Annotated in this window: 10 protein-coding genes; 3 read left to right on the top strand and 7 right to left on the bottom strand. The window is 46.6% G+C overall.

Going from position 1 to position 17842, the window contains the following annotated elements; translation table 11 throughout:
- Positions 1 to 40 precede the first annotated feature (40 nt).
- On the bottom strand, positions 41 to 931 hold the full coding sequence (locus P6910_RS16850) for a LysR family transcriptional regulator (RefSeq protein WP_317142434.1): 891 nt from the start codon (positions 929 to 931) through the stop codon (positions 41 to 43).
- Between the two features lie 151 nt (positions 932 to 1082).
- Here P6910_RS16850 and P6910_RS16845 point away from each other — a divergent pair, with 151 nt between their 5' ends.
- Positions 1083 to 2981 (top strand): amidohydrolase, encoded by a 1899-nt coding sequence (locus P6910_RS16845; protein WP_317142433.1) that lies wholly within the window; start codon positions 1083 to 1085, stop codon positions 2979 to 2981.
- A gap of 104 nt (positions 2982 to 3085) precedes the next feature.
- On the opposite strand, the gene P6910_RS16840 is transcribed toward P6910_RS16845, so the two are convergent.
- Positions 3086 to 3949, bottom strand: a complete 864-nt coding sequence (locus P6910_RS16840) for a hypothetical protein (protein ID WP_317142432.1) — start codon at positions 3947 to 3949, stop codon at positions 3086 to 3088.
- Between the two features lie 493 nt (positions 3950 to 4442).
- Between P6910_RS16840 and tnpA the strand changes: the two genes are divergently transcribed.
- Both tnpA and P6910_RS16830 read left to right on the top strand, forming a co-directional pair.
- Positions 4443 to 4697 (top strand): IS66 family insertion sequence element accessory protein TnpA, encoded by a 255-nt coding sequence (gene tnpA / locus P6910_RS16835; protein ID WP_317142431.1) that lies wholly within the window; start codon positions 4443 to 4445, stop codon positions 4695 to 4697.
- Between the two features lie 337 nt (positions 4698 to 5034).
- The gene (locus P6910_RS16830) at positions 5035 to 6225 is read left to right on the top strand and encodes a Fic family protein (RefSeq protein ID WP_317142430.1); all 1191 of its coding nucleotides are present in this window, start codon (positions 5035 to 5037) and stop codon (positions 6223 to 6225) included.
- 291 nt (positions 6226 to 6516) lie between these two features.
- Here P6910_RS16830 and P6910_RS16825 read toward each other — a convergent pair whose 3' ends face one another.
- The 5 genes from P6910_RS16825 to P6910_RS16805 all read right to left on the bottom strand — a co-directional run bounded on the left by P6910_RS16825 (position 6517) and on the right by P6910_RS16805 (position 17446).
- Positions 6517 to 7791 carry a hypothetical protein gene (locus tag P6910_RS16825; protein ID WP_317142429.1) on the bottom strand — a complete coding sequence of 425 codons (1275 nt, stop codon included), beginning with the start codon at positions 7789 to 7791 and terminating at the stop codon, positions 6517 to 6519.
- A 533-nt stretch (positions 7792 to 8324) separates the two neighbouring features.
- Positions 8325 to 10568 carry a hypothetical protein gene (locus tag P6910_RS16820; RefSeq protein ID WP_317142428.1) on the bottom strand — a complete coding sequence of 748 codons (2244 nt, stop codon included), beginning with the start codon at positions 10566 to 10568 and terminating at the stop codon, positions 8325 to 8327.
- A 54-nt stretch (positions 10569 to 10622) separates the two neighbouring features.
- Positions 10623 to 12998 carry a hypothetical protein gene (locus P6910_RS16815; protein ID WP_317142427.1) on the bottom strand — a complete coding sequence of 792 codons (2376 nt, stop codon included), beginning with the start codon at positions 12996 to 12998 and terminating at the stop codon, positions 10623 to 10625.
- A 54-nt stretch (positions 12999 to 13052) separates the two neighbouring features.
- The gene (locus tag P6910_RS16810; protein ID WP_317142426.1) at positions 13053 to 15287 is read right to left on the bottom strand and encodes a hypothetical protein; all 2235 of its coding nucleotides are present in this window, start codon (positions 15285 to 15287) and stop codon (positions 13053 to 13055) included.
- Between the two features lie 299 nt (positions 15288 to 15586).
- Positions 15587 to 17446, bottom strand: coding sequence for a hypothetical protein (locus P6910_RS16805; protein ID WP_317142425.1), 1860 nt, complete (start codon positions 17444 to 17446; stop codon positions 15587 to 15589).
- Positions 17447 to 17842: the final 396 nt, after the last annotated feature.

Here is a 17842-nt window from a genome sequence, read left to right as displayed (position 1 = left end):
CATGACTCTGCCATTTCTCTGGAGTGTGAGCACCTTGCGACTAGCGGAAATTACTTTTTGCAAATACCTGTAATGCAGATTTAACAGCTGCAACTTCCGGATAACGTTCTAATTCCGGAGGACAATAAAATGATAAATGTACCCGAAGCGCGTTAGCCAATTCATTAACATTGAGCTGCACCAACTGACCACTTTGCAACAAAGGCGCAGCTAAGGAGTGCTCCAGGATCGCCCACCCATCTTCAAGCAGCAGAGTCAGTAGTACATCATTATTGCTCACTAAGCGTACATGGGTAGAAATGGAATAAAGTTCAGGATTACTATTATGGTGGTTTTCGCTTAAGTATTGCGTGGCCAGTTCAAGCTCATCCATTTGAATACAATCACGCTTTGCGAGTGCGTGCTCAGGATGACAATAAAAACCGTGCTCACTGCTACCCAGATTAATAAAACTGAAGGTACGCTCAGGCATGTTACTAAGTCGGCTTTGCATAATGGCAACACAATGCTGGTTGCTCACTAACGCGTCCAGCGTCTCATCCCGGTTTCTATGCAACCAATGCAGGCGCAACATCGGAAACTGATCCCTGACGGATTGATTAACCACTCTTATCAAGCTATTGGGCACCAGGTTGTCATGGTAAACAATCAGAGATTCAAGTGCCTGTTTGTAGCCGTCTATCATTCGGCGATAAAGAAGATCACTGTTTTTAACCAGCACCTTTGCCTGACGATACAGGGCATCAGCTTCGCTTGTTGCCACGGCTTTTTTTCCCTCAATGGCAAACAAACGGATTGCAAAACTGTCTTCTAACGCCTTCACTTGCTCACGAATGGTGGTTCTGTCCTTGTTCAGTTTCTTTGCTGCTTTGCTGTAGCTGGCTTCTTCAAACGTGGCGCAAAATGCGGCTAAGTGCTCGTATGAGAACATTTATCTTTCTCCTGCTGCCCATAAAATGAATGAAATTGCCCATCATAATGCATTTATCATGGGCGTTTAATATTGTTATTTTTTGCATCTTGCCTTTTGGTGGAGTGGTTAACCCGGGGATGCTCTGCCTTTTTCATTGACGGTTTGCAATATGAAAAATATCTTTAAAGTTTCCGCATTAACTGTGTCCTTATCCATCCTGGCAGGGTGCTCACTCGGAAGGGCTCCAGATGAGTCTGTTACCAGCCCTATCACTGTATTTGTCTCCAATGACATCATTACCCTTTCAGAGGCTATTAAAGACAAGCCCACAGCCATTGCAGTTCAGGATGGGAAGATTATCAATATCGGCCATCAGGAAGCGTTAATAGAAGCCTACAAAGACGAAAGTAATCTGGTGGTAGATACACAATACATCGATAAAACGATTCTGCCGGGTTTTGTCGAACCTCATATGCATATCTGGATGAGCAGTCTGTTACTGAGTATGGATTTCATCACCCCCGCAGACTGGGCATTCCCCTGGGGGTATGTGAATGGTGTCCAAAATGAGAAAGCCTACTTTGACCAGCTTACTCGACTGGAACAGTCTCTGCCTGAGGACGAACCTCTTATTACCTGGGGATATCACAACTATTTTCATGGTCAGAACATGAGCAAAAAGGCCTTGAATAAGCTCTCCGAAACCCGGCCAATCATTGTATGGCACCGCAGTTTTCACGAGGTTTATTTTAACGATGCTGCCCTCAAGATGCTGGGCTGGAAGGAAACGGATTGGAAGAAAAAACAAATATCCCAGCTTAATTGGGATAAAGGTCATGCCTACGAGACGGGTCTGAAAGCGATCATGAACGAGCTCTTTATGTATTTCTTTGACTCGGGACGATTTGCCAAAGGGGTTAAACGCACCAAAGACTATGTCCATTCAGGTGGTATCACCACGGTGATTGACCCGGGTGTCCTGCTCTCTGCGCAGATGTATAACGAAATGGTGGATGTCTTGACCAATGATACCTTTCCGATGGACTACTGGTTGATTCCGGCAGGCAACTTTACCTACATGCTATCGCAAAATGATGCCGAAAAAGGCAAAGCCATGGCAGAACAACAAACCCGGACCTACAAAGAATCTGATCAAATCAATTGGCTGCCAAAGTACGTCAAACTATTTTCTGACGGGGCAATGTATAGCCAGTTAATGCATATGAAAGATGGCTATACCGATGGCCATAAAGGCGAATGGATCCAAAAACCGGAAGAACTCGAAGACAGCATGAGGCCTTACTGGAACGACGATTACACAGTTATTGTCCATGCAAATGGCGACCTCGGGTTTGAAACCGCTATCGATATTGTTGAAACGCTAAACAATGAAACGCCCAGAGAAGATCATCGTACCGGATACCACCACCTGGGCTTTACCGGCAAAGATGATATTACCCGAGCCGTTGACCAGGGCGCCAACTTCAGCGTTAATCCTTACTACACCCATATACTGGGTGAGCTTTATAGCGTGTACGGAATCGGGAAAGAGCGGGCGGAAACCATGTCCCGTGGCCAATCGTTCATTGATGCAGGCGGTGTACTTTCCCTACACTCTGATGCACCCATGGCACCGGCGCAGCCACTGAGCCTGGCTTGGGCAGCAGTTAACCGCTTAGGCTTATCCGGCAGCAGAACACTTGGGCCTCTGGAGCGGATCAGTGTCGAAGAAGCACTCAAAGCCATCACTATCAACGCGGCCTATACTGCCCGGTTAGAAAACCAGATTGGCACCATTGATGTCGGCAAGTACGCCAACTTCACGGTATTGGACGAGAGCCCGTTTGAAGTCGATCCGAAAGATCTCAACAAGATCACCGTCTCAGCCACAGTCTACCGGGGAGAGCCTGCGCCGGTTAAACACAGTAATGCCGGGCTGGACATGACCTTGCGCTCCCATAAGGCAGTGCAACTAATTAATAGGCTTTCAGCCAGAGATGGTTCAGGGGATTTCTGCACCACCAGTATTGAGATGCAGCGCAGTGCGCTGGGAGTGGCAGAGCATTAACTGAACCGTAAGGCTCCAATATCACCAGGCTGCTGTACCGGGTGCCCTGCGCGAGCGGGGAAGGGTATTCCCCTGCCCGGTATTTAAGCAGATTTGGCGCAGGCTTAATCGGACAATAGTGGTAATTCAGCGGAAATCGCCATGGAACATTCATGTTTGCGTTTCATGTAGAGCTGTGCAGTATTGTCCCAGATGACGTCTGCAAAGATACTTTTGTCAAGGTTGTCGTCTACCTGACATTTTATGGAATAGGCCTCAGAAGGTTTGGCAGTCCCCCATGGAATCTTGTAATAGTCACCACTAGCGCTTCTTGTCCATAAATTCTCTATTAGCGATGTATCATCACTCTCTATTGATTCGCCAAAAGTAGCTGAAAATAAAAGGCCCTCCTCTGAACGGAGAGAAAAAGTGTCGTTCCCATTTACTTTTTTGACTGTCATTGAGCCATAGGATGTATTGTATTTGTCGAAATATTCGAGAACATATTTCATTTTCAATGAATCAGTATGTGCTTTGATTGCCAGATATGAGCCTTTGCTGAGTTCCAGCATCCAGATAGCCTCGGTGTAAACCAATTGAAAGAAGTTAGGCAATGGAATCTTGAAGGCGCTGTCTATGTTAATGGTGACCACCAGCATAGCGCAGCTTACTCGTTCCGGTGAGTCTGCCGGCGACACGAATTGAAAAGCCTCACCGGCCAGCTCAATGGCCTTGTTCCGGGGAACGGAGCCTTTTATAAAGAAACCCACATACTCACTGCCCACAAAAGAATACCCAGGTTCCGGTTCAGCCTTGTCTTTTGATGCCGAAGGGGCGCTTGACGGGTTACATTCAGTCGCTACTCCCGGGTCTTTATGACCCGAACATTCGTCAGCACTGGAGCCACTGATCTGCATGAGCAGAGAGACAAAAGCCAGTGCCAGCAACTTGAAGAGCTGATAATAATGATAAAAAACCAGACGAAACATAATGGCAACACCAAAGTAAAATCATGAAGCGAGCGAAAGTCATTGGCGCGTGTAAATTGCTACACTGACCGACAGCTTTAAAGAGTAGACGATGAAAAAAGTCAGAAGGTGTAGATTGGGTAAGATTCTTAATCTAAGAATTCGTTGGGGGTATGAGAAAAGGCTGAGCTTGCCGTCTGGTTTTCAGGCTTATGTTTGTTTTGTCAGATCCCGAACCTAAAAAAACAGTGGATTCGTTGTTAAGTCAGTGCCTTATTGACCATAACAAAAGTGCAGCCTGTTTACTTGCTGTCAAAAAACTTCAGTGAGAGTTGAGGTTGAAAGGTTACCAATCATTAATGTTTGGCATTTTATTCAAATAGTGAGTGTCTATAATGCGAGACTCTTGTCAGAAAGTGGAAGCAGGCATGTCTTTCTATAACTATTGGGGCTCTTTCAAAATTGCAACCTGGCTTCAGCCTCACTCCTGTATACAACGCAGGAGACATTAAGCGTGAAGCAACTGACAAAACCCTTTACCCGTCTAAACCCTGTGCAGTGGCAACATATTATTGACCGGCAAATGGCCAGTGGCTTAAGTCAAAAAGCCTTCTGCCAAACTCAAAACATCAGTCTGAGCACTTTCAAAAACTGGAAGCGTAAACTCAGGATTGATGTCCCAATCCTGATTATCAAGCCTCCTGAGAGCTTAAACTGGCAGTTGGAATTTGAGTTGTCTGATGGTGTTATTTTTCGTATACGTCGATGATCATGTTTTTTACGAAATCCCGGATTCAAGTCTGGCTCTGGCTCTGTAGTTGGCTGGTCCACTGGCGCGTGAAAGAGTGATAAGTTAAGTAAGGTTCCGTGGAGCCTCTTCTTGAGGCGTTAGTATTTTTGCAGTAAGTCTTCTGAATTTATAAGACACCCACTTTGGTTGAGGAGATCAGTCATGTTCTCTGTGCATATAGTTCGATCATTACTAAGCCAATATTCCGTAATTTATATTCTGTCATAAACCGGCAAAAAATAATGGAAAATATCCATAAAACCCTTTTTTTAGCTATGCTAAACTGGCAAAAAGATCGGCAAAAAGATCGGCAAAAATGACTTCTATAACACCATTTTTACTTCAGGATAGTGCTCCAGGGGAGCTACAAGATGCTGCGGTTGAGTTGATGCAACTTGATGCAGCACTCAATGCCCATATACCTGAGTCTCTTAGAGAACCGCTCAAATTTATGCTTAGAGTTGTAAACTCTTTCTATAGTAACCGCATAGAAGGAAATCCAACTCAGCCAGCAGAAATACTAAAGGCACAATTAAACAAAGAAAAAGATTTAAAAGATGATTTATTTGAAATAAAGCATCATATTGATGTTCAAAAATATTTAAATCAAAAGTCGTTAGATAGAAATGAAATTTGTACTGTTGATTTTTTAAAAGAACTTCACAGATCCTTTTATGAAGGGATGCCTAAGAAATTTCTTGAGATTGACAACGAAGAAACCGGTGAGAAAATCAACATTCAACCTGGTAAGCTTCGCACAAGAGATGTTCATGTAGGAAAACATATTGCTCCCGAATACCAGGAACTCACAAGCCTTCTAAACTGGTTTTCGAACGCTTACAGCCCAGATAGGATTTTTGGGACCAACCGCATTTTTGCTGCCGCTGCCTCACACCATAGACTAATGTGGATTCACCCCTTTATGGATGGAAATGGTAGAGTGGGTCGGCTATTCACAGATAACTATATGAAACACTGTGCCAACCTTGGTGGGTATGGTTTGTGGTCGATTAGCCGTGGTTTTGGCAGGGATGTTGATTCTTATTACCAAGCTCTTGCAGCAGCTGACATGGAGCGACAGGGTTCAACTGATGGCAGAGGGATGCTATCAGATAGAGGCTTATTAAAATTTATGACCTATTTTATTGAAACCGCATTGGATCAAGTTAAGTTCTTTTATGAACTACTCGACCCTAAACGCTTGAGTGAGCGAGTAGATATTTATTTTGAAATGAGAAACAGGCAGGCTATAACAGGCTTGGATGGTAGCCATCTTCCAAAAATGAGGCCTGAAGTTAAGACAATATATAAAGAACTACTGACAACAAGAACAGGCGAATTAGAAAGAACTGAGATACATGGAATGTTCAATCTTGGAGAGAGAACAATAAGAACTATTTTATCTCAAATGGTCGATGAGCGTTTAATCAATGCTCCTCCCAGAAAGCCTGTATCTCTTTCTCTGTCTCCTAACTCAGTTGAAATCCTGTTTCCAAGATTATGGTAAATCAGAGTGGGCTCAAGCGCATCCAAAAGTTCAGCGCAGTACCAAGCCAGTTTTGGTACTGGAAAAAAACCGGATCAAACACCTTTGTCCGTTAGCAAATAAACTGGCTGTTTTGGGTGGATACGGCATAAGCGTGTCCCCGGCGCCCTCAGGGAGAAACCGTAAATGTGTTGAATTTAAAATTGCAAAAGGCAATGTTCCCTTTGCCCGCAGAGATCAGCCGTCACACGTCTCAGAATTACACATTTATATTTGCCCTCAGATCATGCACCTTAAGAAGGGCTGTGCTGATTAGCCAGGAGATAGCTTCAACTCCTCCAATTCACATTCATCCAACTGATACAATTCACAGCATCGTTTAAGCAGTCTTTCAGCCAGCTCATGTTTGCCCATCACTTGCCAGAGATTGACCAGAGTCAGATCGATGTCACGGTTTTCAGAGGGGGTGCACAGAATGTCTTCACTGGCACTGAGTTGCTTGCCGCTCATGTTCAGCAGAAGTCTCTCACTCTGTTGGTGTTTGCCCATCAACGGCCAGAGTCTCACCAGAGCCAGATCAGTGTCACTCTGTTCAGAGAGGGTGCAAAGAATGTCTTCACTGGCATTGGCTTGCCTGCCGCTCATGTTGAACAGCAGCCTTTCAGCCAGTTTATATTTGCCCACTAACCCCCAGTGCCGCACCAATTTCAGATCGATGTCATGTTGCCCGGAGGGTTCACACAGGCTGTCTTCACTTGTATTTTCGTACCTGTCACTCATTTTTAGTAGCAGTCTTTCGGCCTGTTCATATTTGCCCATTACTTGCCATATTCGTACCAGAGCCATATTAACGGTAGGGATGTGCTTACTTAGTCTTTGCACAGAGGGAGCGTGTGGTTTTGACCGCAACCTTCTGGTCAGCTCTGAATTTATGTTCAGAAGAAGTGTTTCAGTCAGCGTGTGTTTGTCCATAGACTGCCAGAGTCGGGCAATAGTAATATCTGCGTTGAAATTACCGGAAGGTTCGCAGAGGGCCTTGTCATTGGCATTGGGCTTTTTGTTTCTCAGTGCCAAGAGTCGTGCTTCAGCGTTAAAGTACTCTCCAAGTGCCTCTTCGCAACGACTCAGGGTCAGATCAAGGTTATGAATGGTCGAAGCCCCAAAATCAGTGAATGATCCAGTCGACCTGAGCTCTTCCAGAAGAGAGCAGGCTTCTGTCTGTTTTTTGCGGGTTTGCTCTTTTAGTGACCTTGCAAGCCCTATGATTATGTTTTGGTAGTGGAACAGACTCAGTATGTCCTGATCTTCCTTTAATATGATCTGGAACACTTTTTCTGCACGTGTGAAATTTTGGTTTTTTAGTTCTTCGAAAGCTTTATCGATCCTCTCTCTGGTGGCTTCAGGGTAGGGGATCTTGGCACTTTGCTGGCCTGCAGTATTTGTGGATCTATTCGAATGTTCATGAATACGCTCATAAATTGATGAAGATTCCGGGTTTAAAACGGATCGGCTCTTTTTTGTTGTTTTTGTTGTTTTTGTTGCACTACTGGCCGCGGCGCCAGATTTTGGTTTTATTACATACCTCATAACAATAAAACTTCCCTGGAAAAGTTAATCTATTGGACAGTAAACGGTTGTGAAAGTTCATGTTTATCTCATTATCTTGTCAGATTTTATATTTGTGAGCAGGGGAGCGGATTCGTTGCTTCGTCAAAAATCAGCAAGACAGGTTTAAAAAAACTTCAGGGTATCCGACTCAGAGCCAATCAAGAGATCAGCAAAAGCTGATTTTATGGCAGTAGATGGGTTGTGCCCGGTTTATCAGGAAGGCAAAAGGCGATGAAGCTCGTTATAAGTACTCAACCATACGAAATCATATTTTCTGACTCATTGTTCAGGCACTCGCGGCAACTGCTCCTGCGTTGCTCTAGCTCCTGCATCCATGGAGTCGTGCTGCGTTGCAACTCTGGTCACATAGCTTGCTATGTTCCCGTCGTTGCGCATTGCAGAGCACCTGCCCAATAAGCCAGAAATATTCGATTCCGTATGGCTGAGTACTTAACGATGAATCGGAAAAGCCATAACACTCATGCTTCCAGATAATCAGTGGGGACAGAGTTTCATGTTTGCTTTGTGAGACTCTTCATCTTAGCCAGGGCAGCGGCTTCTTTAATTCGCCAATGACTGGTTTTATCTTTATGTTCACGGTTGGGCTCAAGGGAATTGGCTCTTTCGAACAATGCTTTCCAAACTTGCTCACTGGCACCCATCATTCTGAGACAATGCGCTTTTTGTGACACCGCGCCTGCATTTGTAGGGCACTTCGCCAATGCTGATTCTACAAGCTCAAGAGCGTGTTTGAGGTTATCACTTCCTGATTCAGGGCCACTTTTTACTATTTGCTCACATGCCAGGATGAAATAATGGATCGAAGTCAACATCAGTGTGTTGGCATTTTCCGGATACCGGGCAATCATTTCCATAAATCCTGCTTGCCCGAGATGAAGGCTCAAAAGTGAAAATTCACATTCAGTTGAATGATAGCGTTGACAGCAACGCTTAATCAGTCTCATGGCCCGTTGATGTTTGCCCACTATTTCCCAGTGAAGTGCCAGAGTAAGATCAATATCATGATGCCCGGAGGGTTTGCACAGGATGTCCTCACTGGCATCAGGGCACTTGTCACTCATGTTCAGCAGCAATGTTTCAGCCCATTTATGTTTTTTGCCACCCATCAGCTCCCAGAATCGTATCAGAGCCAGATCAGTAGTGTGATTTCCAGAGGGGGTGCACAGGACTTCCTCAGTGGCATCAGGGGGCTTGTTGCTCATGTTCAGCAGCAGTCTTTCCGCCCATCCAAGTTTGCCATCCATGATCTCCCAGAGTCGCACCAGAATCAGGTCAACTCTATGGTTTCCAGAGGGCCTGCAAAGGACTTCTGCATCGGCATCAGGGGGCTTGCCACTCATGTTCAGCAACAGTTTTTGAGACCATTCATGCTTGCCCATCACTCGCCAAAGTATTGCCAGAGCCAAATCAACAAGATATTTTCCAGAGATCTTGCACAGGACTTCCTCACCGGTATCAGGATGCCTGCCACTCATGTTCAGCAGCAGTTTTTCAGCCAGTTTATATTTGCCCATTACCTCCCAGTGTCGTGCCAGGGTCAGATTGAGGTCTTCATGCTCACAGGGGCTGCACAGGACTTCCTCACTGGCATCAGGGTGTTTGCCACTCATGTTCAGCAGCAGTTTTTCAGCCAGATCATGTTTGTCCATCAACTGCCAGAGTCGTACCAGTGCCAGATCAGTGTCATGCTTAGTGGTCTGACACAGACTGTCCTCATTGGCATCGGTGCGCTTGCCACTCATGTTCAAGAGCAGTTTTTCAGCCAGTTTGTATTTGCCCATTATTTCCCATATTCGCACCAGGGACAGGTTGGTGCCATGATCCTCACAAGGCCTGCACAGAATGTCTTCGCTGGCATTGGGGTGCTTGCCACTCATTTCCAGCAGCAGTTTTTCACTCTGTTCATGTTTGCCCTGCACCTGTAAGAGTTGCACCAGGGCAATATTTGCGTCGTGGAGGAATTTACCCAATTTTTTTTCAGCGTTGGCGGATAGGCGCGACCGAAGCTTTTGAGTCAGCTCTGTCACGACGCTTTGTAGCAGTGCATCAGCCAGCTTGAGTTTGTTCATATTCTCCCATAGCTGGGCCAGGACAATATCAACGGTGTAGTTGCCAGAGGGCTCACACAGTGCCAACTCGTTGGCTTGAGGCTTTTTGTTGCTCAGCATTAAAAGTCGTTTTTCAGCCCTGTGGTGCCTCCCCAGCGCCTGTTCGCATTGGCTCAGGGTCAGCTCAAGGTGGTTAACGGTCGAAGCTCCGGATGGATAGAATGTTTCATTGGATCTGAGCTCCTCCAGAAGAGAGCAGGCTTCTAACTGTTTTTGGCGGTTTTGTTCTTTTAGCGACCTTGCAAGCCCCAGTAGTACCTCATGGCGCTCGTATCGACTCAGTGACGCCTCACAGTTTTTCAAGAGGGTACGAAATGCTTTTTCTGCCGTTGCGTATTTGTGTTCTCTGAATTCTTGGTAAGCATTATCAATCATGCCTGAATAAGCGCTACGACATTTTTTCTGACCGAGTCGTTGAAACCTCTGAGGAGAAGATTCCTGGCTTACCGTTGTTTGCCGGGCTCTGATATTTAAGGGTAAATTCCAATGTTGCTCAGCACTCTGAAGACGTGGAATAAACGTTGGCGCCTCGGGGTTCAATTTGGATTGTGGTTTTGATGTTATGGAATCTGCAGGGGGCGAACTTGCATTGGCTGCGGCGCTGGTTGGGGTTAATCCGTGACTCATAGCTATATAGTTCTCCTGGAAACATGCTGTTTGACAGTTCACAGGGACAGAAGTTCATTTTAACTCTGCGCGATCTCGCACCTTGCGAAAAGCAGCGGCTTCTGCAGTTCGCCAATGATCGGTTTTATCTTTATGCTCTCGACTGGGTTCAAGGGATAGGGCTCTTGCGAACAATGCTTTCCAAACTTGCTCACTGGCGCCCATCATTCTGAGACAATGCGCTTTTTGCGACACCGCGCCTGCAATTGTGGGGCACATCTCCAATGCTGATTCTACGAGCTCAAGAGCGGTTTTGAGGTTATCTTTTCCTGATTCCGGGCCACCCTCTATTATCTGCGTACATGCCAGTCTGAAGTAATGGATCGAAGTCGTCAGCAGTGTATCGGCATTTTTCGGATACCGGGTAATCATTTCCATAAATCCTGCCTGCCCGACATGAAAGTTCAACAGTGACAATTCACATTCAATCGAATGATAGAGTTCACAGCAACGTTTAATCAGTCTCTTGGCTCGTTGACGTTTGCCCGCTGCTTTCCAGAAATGCGCCAGAGTCAGATCAATATCATGATGCCCGCAGGGCTTGCACAGCTCTTCCTCACTGGCATCAGGGCACTTGTCACTCATGTTCAGCAGCAGTCTTTCAGCCCATTCATGTTTGCCATCTATCAGCTCCCAGAGTCGCACCAAAGCCAAATCAATTTCGTGATTTCCAGAGGGCTTGCAAAGGACTTCCTCACTGGCATCAGGGAGCTTGTTACTCATGTTCAGCATCAGTCTTTCAGCCCATTCATGTTTGCCATCTGTCAGCTCCCATACTCGCATCAGAGCCAGGTCAATTTTACGATCTCCTGAGGGTTTGCACAGGGCCTCCGCATTGGCATCAAGGGGCTTGCCAGTCATGTTCAGCAAGAGTTTTTCACTCCGTTCATAGTGGCCCATCATTTGCCAGAGTATTGCCAGAGCCAGATCAACAGCATATTTTCCAGAGATTTTGCACAGAAGTTCCTCACTGGCATCAGGCTGCTTGTCACTCATATTCAGTAGCAGTTTTTCAGCCAGTTTATATTTACCCATTACCTCCCAGTGTCGCACCAGGGGCAGATTGACGTCGTCATGCTCACAGGGCCTGCACAGCACTTCCTCACTGGCATCAGGGGTCTTGCCACTCATGTTCAGCAGCAGTTTTTCAGCCAGTTTATGTTTGCCCATCATCTGCCAGAGTCTTACCAGTGCCAGATTAATATCATGATGTCTGGTGGGTTTACAGAGAAAGTCCTCAATGGCATCAGGGTCCTTGCCACACATGTTCAGCAACAATTTTTCAGCCAGTTTATGTTTGCCCATCAACTGCCAGAGTCGAACCAGTGCCAGATCAATATCATGATGCTTAGTGGGCTTACACAGACGATCATCAGTCGCATCGGGGCGCTTGTCACTCATGTTCAGCAGTAGTTTTTCAGCGAGTTTATATTTGCTCATTACCTCCCAGTGTCGAACCAGAGTCATGTTGATGTCACTACGCTCACAGGGCCTGCAGAGAATGTCCTCGCTGGCATTAGGGTGCTTGCCACTCATCTCCAGAAGCAGGTTTTCAGCCCATTGATGTTTGTCCATCAGCTGCCAGAGTCGTACCAGTGTCATATTTGTGTCATGGAGGTATTTACGAAATTTGCATGCAGCGGAGGCGGACAGATGTGACTGAAGTTTTTGAGTCAGCTCTGCCGCGAGTTTCACTAGCAGTGTCTCAGACAGCTTGCGTTTGTTTGTATTCAGCCACAGTCGGGCCAAGGCAATATCAACGGGATAATGGCCAGAAGGCTGGTACAGTGCCTGCTCATTGGCATCGGGCCTTTTTTTACTCAGAATTAACAGTCGTGATTCAGCCTTGAGGTACCTTCCCAGTGCTTCTTCGCACAGGCTTAGGGTCAGGTCAAGGTTGGTAATGGCCGAAGCGCCGGATTTAGTCAATCTTTCATTTGATCTGAGTTCTTCCAGAAGAGAACAGGCTTCTAACTGTTTTTCGTGGGTTTGTTCTTTTAACGACCTCGCAAGCCCCAGCAATACCGAATGGCGCTCGCATTGACTCAGTGTCTTCTTAAAGTTTTTGAAGATGGTCCGAAATGCTTTTTCTGCCGTTGTGAAATGGTGTTCTCTAAGTTCTTGGTAAGCATCATTAATCACGTCTGAATAAGCGCCATGATGTTTCTCACTGTGTTGTTGAAACGTCTGCGCAGAAGGCTCCTGGCTTGCAGTTGCTTGCCGGTCTCTAATATTGGAGGGCGAATTCAAAGGTTGCTCGGCACTCTGAAGACGTGGAATAAACGTTGGCGCCTCGGGGTTCAATTTGGATTGTGGTTTTGATGTTATGGAATCTGCAGGGGGCGAACTTGCATTGGCTGCGGCGCTGGTTGGGGTTAATCCGTGACTCATAGCTATATAGTTCTCCTGGAAACATGCTATTTGACAGTTCACAGGGACAGAAGTTCATTTTAACTCTGCGCGATCTCGCACCTTGCGAAAAGCAGCGGCTTCTGCACTTCGCCAATGATCGGTTTTATCTTTATGCTCTCGACTGGGTTCAAGGGATAGGGCTCTTGCGAACAATGCTTTCCAAACTTGCTCACTGGCGCCCATCATTCTGAGGCAATGCGCTTTTTGCGACACCGCGCCGGCAATTGTGGGGCACATCTCCAATGCTGATTCTACGAACTCAAGAGCGGTTTTGAGGTTATCTTTTCCTGATTCCGGGCCACCCTCTATTATCTGCGTACATGCCAGTCTGAAGTAATGGATCGAAGTCGTCAGCAGTGTATCGGCATTTTTCGGATACCGGGTAATCATTTCCATAAATCCTGCCTGCCCGACATGAAAGTTCAAAAGCAACAATTCACATTCCATCGAATGATAGAGTTCACAGCAACGTTTAATCAGTCTCTTGGCTCGTTGATGTTTGCCCACTGCATCCCAGAAACGCGCCAGAGTCAGATCAATTTCATGATGCCCTGAGGGCTTGCACAGGTCTTCCTCACTGGCATCAGGGCACTTGTCACTCATGTTCAGCAGCAGTCTTTCAGCCCATTCATGTTTGCTATCTATCTGCTCCCAGAGTCGTGCCAGAGCCAGATCAACTTCGTATTTTCCAGAGGGTTTGCACAGGGCTTCCTCAGTGGCGTCAGGATGCTTGTTACTCATGTTAAGCAACAGTCTTTCAGCCCATTCACGTTTGCCATCTGTCATCTCCCAGAGTCGCACCAGAGCCAGGTCAATTTTATGATCTCCTGAGGTTCTGCACAGGACTTCCGCATTGGCATCAGGGTGCTTGCCACTCATGTTCAGCAACAGTTTTTCACTCCATGCAATCTTGCCCATCACCCGCCAGAGTATTGCCAGAGCCAGATCAACAAGATATTTTCCAGAGATCTTGCACAGGTGTTTCTCACTGGCATCAGGGTGCTTGCCACTCACGTTCAGCAGCAGTTTTTCAGCCAGTTTATATTTGCCCATCGCCTCCCAGTGTCTTCCCAGGGTCAGATTGATGTCATCATGCTCACAGGGGCTGCACAGGACTTCCTCACTGGCTTCAGGGTCCTTGCCAGCCATTTTCAGCAGCAGTTTTTCAGCCAGTTTGTTTTTGTCCATCAACTGCCAGAGTCGTACCAGTACCAGATCAATGTCATGCTCTGTAGGCTGACACAGACGGTCCTCATTGGCATCAGCGCGCTTGCCACTCATGTTCAACAGCAGTTTTTCAGCCAGTTTATATTTGCCCATTGCCTCCCATATCCGCACCAGGGTCAGGTTGATGTCCTGGTACTCACAGGGCCAGCACAGAATGTCTTCGCTGGCGTTGGGGTGCTTGCCACTCATCTCCAGAAGCAGGTTTTCAGACCGTTGATGTTTGTCCATCCGCTGCCAGAGTAGCGCCAGAGTCATATTTGTGTCATGGAGGTATTTACGGAATTTATCGACAGTGCGAGCGGATAGACGTGACTGAAGTTTTTGAGTCAGCTCTGCCAGGATTTTCAGTAGTAGTGTTTCAGCCAGCTTGTGTTTGTTCATAATCTCCCATAGCCGGGCCAGTGCAATATCAACGGAATAATTGCCAGAAGGCTGGCACAGTGCCCACTCGTTGGCATTGGGCTTTTTGTTGCTCAGAATTAAAAGTCGTGTTTCAGCCTTGAGGTACCTTCCCAGCGTCTGTTCGCATTGGCTCAGGGTCAGCTCAAGGTAGGGGACGGTCGAAACTCCGGATTGGGAGAATGTTTCATTTGATCTGAGTGCTTCCAGAAGAGAGCAGGCTTCTAACTGTTTTTCGCGAGTTTGTTCTTTTAGCGACCTTGCAAGCCCTATCAATACCGAATGGCGCTGACGTTGATTCAGTGTCTCCTCACAGTTTTTGAAGAGGGTCCGAAATGCTTTTTCTGCCGTTGTGAATTTGTGTTTTCTGAGTTCTTTGTAAGCATCATCAATCATGTCTGAATAAGCGTCATGATGTTTCTCACTGGGTTGAAACGTCTGAGTAGAAGGCTCCTGGCTTGCAGTTACTTGCCGGTCTCTAATATTGGGGGGTGAATTCCAATGTTGCTGAGCACCCTGAGTACGTGGAATAAACGCTGGCGCCTCGGGGTTTAATTTAGATTTTGGTTTTGATGTTGTAGCAACTGTATGGTCCGAACTTGCATGAGCTTTGGCGCTGGATGAGGTTAATCCGTGACTCATAGCTATAACTTTCATTGAAATTTGTGCATTTGGACAGCAAGCGGGCATGAAAGTTCATGGTTATCCAGCCTTTGGCTCTTGACTCAGTACATGGAGAGCATAAATAGTGGTGACAAATAATCCGGGCTGGGTGTCAGGTTAAACAGGTCTAAAGCTTCCTGCTCAGGGCTGACTTTTGTATATGACTTCGGTATAGCTATGGGGTGACATACTGTAGATGCTTCCTCTCCAGGGACAACTTTCTTCTCGCCATCTTCGCTTTTCTCAAAAGGTCTTGAACGGCTTGTGATATTTTGCGTTCATGTTTGCCCCATGGAACTTCGCACCTTTTGAAGAGCACTGGCTTCGATGCTCCGCCAATAATCAGTTTTACTCTTCTGCGCCCGGGAGCTGTCGTGGTGTCCTGATTTATCAAACCAATACTTCCATTCTTTCTCACTGGCACCCATCATTCTGAGACAATGGGCTTTTTGTGAAAGAGCCCCCGCATTGGGTGAGTAGATCTCTATTACTGTTTCCACTGACTTCAGGGCCTTATTGAGGTTGTCGTGTCCCGGCTCCGGGCCACCGTTCGTTATCTGCTGACAAGCCACAATGAAATAATGGATTGAGGTAGCCAACAATGTGTTGGCATTTTCTGGATAACCGGCAATTATTTCCATGAACTCTGCCTGTCGAGCAAGTATGACCAACAGAGCTAATTCGCATTCATTCGAATGATATAATTCATTGCAGTGCCTTAGCAGTTTCTCAGCCTGTTCATATTGACCCGCTCTTTGCCATTGTCGTGCCAGAGCCAGATCGGCGTCATGATACCCAGAGGGCTTGCACAGGACTTCCTCAGAGGCATCAGGGTGCTTGTCAATCATATTTAGCAGCAGTCCTTCAGCCAGTTTATGATTACCCACCATCTCCCAGCATCGCACCAGAGCCAGGTCAATATCATAATGCCCGGAGGGCTTGCACAGGCTGTACTCATCGTCACCGGGGTGCTTGCCAGCCATTTTCAGCAGCAGTCTTTCAGACTGTTCGTATTCGCCGATCTCCTGCCAAAGTCTTGTCAGAGCCAATCTGGTAACATAATGAGCAGAGCTTTTGAAGTGGCTCTCCATACTGGTACCGAGGTACTTTTTACTCATGTTAAGCAGCAGTCTTTCAGCCAGTTTATATTTGCCCGTTGCCTGCCAGTGTCGCGCCAGAGTCAGGTTGATTTCATGATCTTTACAGGGGGTGCAGAGGCTTTCCTCACTGCCATCGGGGTTCTTGCCACTCAAGTTCAGTAGCAGTCTTTCAGCCTGTTCATGTTTTTCCATCACGTGCCACAGACGCATCAGAGCCAGATTAATGTCATGATGTTTACGGGCCTTGCGTGGGGTTTCCTTACTATCTTCGGGATGCTCGCCACCCATGTTAAGCAGCAGCCTTTCAGCCAGTTTATATTTGCCCATTGCCTGCCAGTGTCGCACCAGAGCCAGGTTAATTTCATGATCTTTACAGGGTTTGCAGAGGCTTTCCTCACTGCCATCGGGCTTCTTGCTACTCATGTTCAGCAATAGTCTTTCACATGCTTTATGTTTCCCTGTCAGCTGCCAGTTTCGCGCCAGAGCCAAATTGACGATGTGTAAATATTTATGCAGTTTGTTGACATCGGAGCTAAATGTGAACGAATGCGAGCTGCCATCCAGCGCTGCTTTCATTTTCAGTAATAGCGTTTCGGTCAGCTTGTATTTGCTCATAATCTGCCAGTGTCTGGCTGCAGCAATATCAATTTCGAAATTGCCAGTAGGCTCGCACAGGGTTTCCTCATCGGCATCGTGCTTTTTGTTTCTCAGAGCCAATAGCCGTGCTTCAGCCTTAAGGTGTTGACCAAGTCCCTGCTCACAACGGCTCAGGGTCAGATCGAGGTTATGAATGGTTGAAGCCCCGAATTTGTTGACCGATCCTTTCTGTCTGAGTTTTTCCAGAAGAAAGCGTGCTTTTTCCTGTTTTTCACGGCTTTGTGCGTTTAGTGATCTTGCAAGCCCCATGGTTACGTTTTGGTAGTTGAACGTACTTAGCCATGTTTCTTGCAAGATGGCCCTGAATGCTGCTTCCGCATCGCTGAAACGTTGGCGATTCAGTGCTGTGAAAGACTCATCGATCCTTGCTTTTATGGTCAAGGGTGCCTTCTCCCGGGGGTGAAGCATCTGAGGAGAAAGTGTTGAGTGTGCTTTTGCTTGCCGGCCTTTAATATCTGAGGGTGGGTTCCTATGTTGAAGAGTGCATTGAGCCGGTTGAGTCCGTGGAATAAACGGAGGAGCATACGGATTTAAGGACGATGGGCTATTTGTTGTCGTCTTATCAGTATCAAAACCTGGCGCGCAATGCTGTGAAGGTCCGGGTACCTCACCAGCCGCAGCGTTGGTAGGCGTTAATCCATAACTCATAACAATCTAACCTTCATGGAAATCTGTGCTTTCGACAATCAACGGACATAAACGTTCACAGTTATTCAACACGGCTACCTTCATTGGTATGTTTTCTTTGGCAGCATGAAAAAAGCTGCTCAGCAGTTT

Source organism: Endozoicomonas sp. 8E (genome assembly GCF_032883915.1).
GTDB lineage: Bacteria > Pseudomonadota > Gammaproteobacteria > Pseudomonadales > Endozoicomonadaceae > Endozoicomonas_A.
Note: the sequence above shows the minus strand (reverse complement) of the source record. Positions and strands in the feature narration are given on the sequence as shown.